This window comes from Limnohabitans sp. (assembly GCF_040400975.1).
GTDB lineage: Bacteria > Pseudomonadota > Gammaproteobacteria > Burkholderiales > Burkholderiaceae_C > Limnohabitans_A.
Genome location: NZ_JBBAPF010000068.1, coordinates 1 through 3,086, shown reverse-complemented (window position 1 = coordinate 3,086; position 3,086 = coordinate 1). Strand labels below are relative to the sequence as shown.

Genomic DNA, 3,086 nt, shown 5'->3' with positions numbered 1-3,086 from the left:
GACACCAGGTGCATTAGCCAGGGTCCTGCAAACGTAGCCCACGTGTTGTCTTCCAAGTCGGCGTGATGCCCACGGAAATCTGATTGCAAAGGAAGCTTGCCGCCCGTCAGCATGACCTTATGTTTCAGTGTCAAGGTTTCGCGATGGGCTGCGTTCCGCAGTAACTCAGCCCGCCGTGTGGAAGCAGCTGCGTGAAGTGCAGGGTCATCCTCTTGGCCAACGAGCAGCCCCCCGTCCGCAACCTGTTCCAACGGTTCCTTGCGTTTGGACTCAGCAAATTGTCTTTCTCGTTCATGTTGTGCGCTCCACAGCGGCGTGTGCAACTGGTGGATCTCGGCCCGAACAACCTCCACATCCCCAGCCACACCGTCACTGGCAACCAGGCCCCCCCGCCTTTTCCGAAGAAAGGCCGCCTCGCCAAATCCACTGGCAGAACGCTTCCTTCCAGAGTTGAAATTGGCAGGCCTGGAAACTGAACCGCTGGCTCTGGCGATGCCACAACATCTGGCCCACACACGTTGGGCAGCCTTACAGAGGTCGTCAACATCAATGCCAGTCGTGTCAGTCACAAGCCTGATGACGCTCTGCTCAAATGCGGCTGATGAGCTGGCTTGGCGGTCCGTGAATGCACGTTGCCCCTTTGTGAAAGCCTGCTCCACGCCAGAGGTGCTGGCGCAGAACGCAAACCACATGTAGAGCACTGGCCGGAGGCAGTCATCTGGGTAGCGTCGCCGGGCCTCGGGGCGAAGATTTGCAACACGAGCCAGCACGCGCTGCCAGGCATCTTTGTTCGAACAGCCAGTGGAAGATGCCTCATGACAGGCTTGGGTGGCAAAGCAATCAAACTGCGCCTTGAGTTCCGTTGCGTTCACCTTGCAAGCAATGGCCAACCGTTCCAGGTGCTGCACTGCCGTGGCACCTTGCTTGGCAGGGTCGGCGACGTCAAACACCCGAAACGCCTGAGCACACTAGGTGGTAACAAGTTGAGTGGTGAAAAAACTGAAGTACGTGTTTATTACTTGAATTACTAATCAAAAATGCTAACACATGTATCGAAACTGTATTTGTTCGGCCTGTGCGACTTCAAAGTCCGGGAACTCGCACCGCAACTCAGCATCGGCCAACTTGAGCCACATCCGCATGTGGCTCATGCAGAAAACCAATGTCGTCCGCGGTTGGAGCGGCCAAGCTTGCCACCTTACCCCGGACCACCCACACCAAGGGTTGTTGAAGGTATTCTAGGCAGTAAGTCGTGTAGCCAGGACATTGGAGGCACAACTGCTTCTCCCCAAACAAGTCGGTCACCCGTCGAAGAAAGGTGTAGATGTGCGAATTCAGCTTGGCACTGTCCATCTGCTCGTCGTCGCAGAACCGGAGCAGCGCGCTTGCCTCGTCGGCGGCGTCCGCCAACATCGCGGCCATGAGCACATTACGTGCGCTGAGCCACTCCAGCCAACCCCGGGCCCGCCCACCCTGGGCATCATTGCGCCCAATGGCCACTTTCACCATCAAGGTATGCACGCAACTGAACAGACGAACAGTCCGTCCAAGAGGCTTCTGGAAGGACTTGAATCGATGTTTGGCAGCCCGCAGATTGGTCAAAGCACGCTGATTGGGTTGAAGTTCAGAGCAGATCTCTTTGAACGTGCATCGGAGGTCGTGACTGTGGTGCAACATCTGGGCAGGCGAGTCGCGGCCACGAGCCATCATGTTCACAACCTCTTGGCAATACTTGTCCGAAAACCAAGGCCTGCTGGTGATCCTCGCCGGCCGAACGTGCTTATAAACAGCCCACCCCAACACTGCCCCAAAACCTTGTGCAATTGATTTGGTTGACAATGTTGCCAGGTGTGGTAATTTCGTTGGGTGCCAACATGCCATAATCAGTGCTACTGCAAGTCTAGTTAACATCATTGACCTCCATGTTTACCCATCCCATACGCAGATGTTCATTGTTTTGCACATAAAAAAGGACAACGATTAATGAATGCGACTTTGGTTTACAAAGGTTCCTTCGGGTGGAATGCGCTTTGTCGCGCAGGACGATGTGCAAGTTCGGTGTCAAAACCGCGCCGTCCACTCCAGAACGCATCAACTCTGAAGCGACAAGTTCATCTGCAGCAGCGTCCACTGTGATCATGTGCGTGCGGTCCAGCACCCTCCGGCGCACCTCTTGCCGAAGTTCCGCCACCTTCATCCCAGCATAGCGTGTTGCGAAGTCGCTAACAATGAGGTCTGTGGCCTTGACAATGGCAGCGCCCCCGCTCCCAAATCCAGTGGTTGCACCGAGAAAACCATGGCGCACCTGCAGCCTCGAGTCAACAGCTACGAAACGGATGTGCAACCGACCCTTCCGCGCATCCCGTAGCAGCGTGATGCTCTGGACATCCCTGAAGTACCGGTGATGGCGATGCTTGACAGCCTCAGCCAGACAAAACACCATCTTCCGCAGTGTTTTGGCACCGGCGTTGTCGGAGATGCCCTTGTGCACAGCCGCGCCGTGTTTCACGACATGGTTCAACACTTGCCGGAACTTCTCGATTGCAGGTGCCACCGCGCTAACATCTTCGCCCAACAACTCCCGGCAACTGTTCTTGTGAAACTTGCTGTTGGCATGGCGGACAAAGCGTGACTGCTGGATGGTGCCCAATGTGCGAACCGTCCCCTGCACAAAGTCCCGTTGATTCACCAAACACAGCCCTCTTTTAACCCCAACAACAGAACAAGCGTGGCAGCCAGCACCCCACCGGCCATCCAAAGCAACGCCGCTCCGCAACCAAGTCCCCTTGCCAGGATTGTCCGCCGCCAACAACGCCCATGAATTAGTGGACCATCTTGGCACACACCGGCGAAACTTGCACTCAGCGCAAGTTGCGAGGTCGCATTGGCAATCCGGGGATGCCATGGCCAGGCCCCATCCAAGGTACAACACAGTGGTGCAAACGGATGAACATTTGAAGCATGAAAAACAATTGTTTGTGAGTGGGCGCTATTGCCAAGAAATGCGTAGCATCACCATTCATACGCGTACGATGAATGTGGCATTGATATGTGTATGTATGCGGACACAACTGGATTGTTACATA

Annotated in this window: 3 protein-coding genes; all 3 read right to left on the bottom strand. The window is 55.3% G+C overall.

Translation table 11 applies throughout. From position 1 onward, the window contains the following. On the bottom strand, positions 1 to 950 hold a 950-nt coding region (locus tag ABWQ00_RS15740; protein WP_353239602.1), incomplete at its 3' end, for a hypothetical protein. Between the two features lie 160 nt (positions 951 to 1,110). Beyond that, on the bottom strand, positions 1,111 to 1,710 hold the full coding sequence (locus tag ABWQ00_RS15735) for a hypothetical protein (RefSeq protein ID WP_353239601.1): 600 nt from the start codon (positions 1,708 to 1,710) through the stop codon (positions 1,111 to 1,113). A gap of 190 nt (positions 1,711 to 1,900) precedes the next feature. Beyond that, entirely contained in the window at positions 1,901 to 2,689 is a 789-nt protein-coding gene (locus tag ABWQ00_RS15730) for a hypothetical protein (protein WP_353239600.1), read from the bottom strand. Between the last annotated feature and the right edge of the window lie 397 nt (positions 2,690 to 3,086).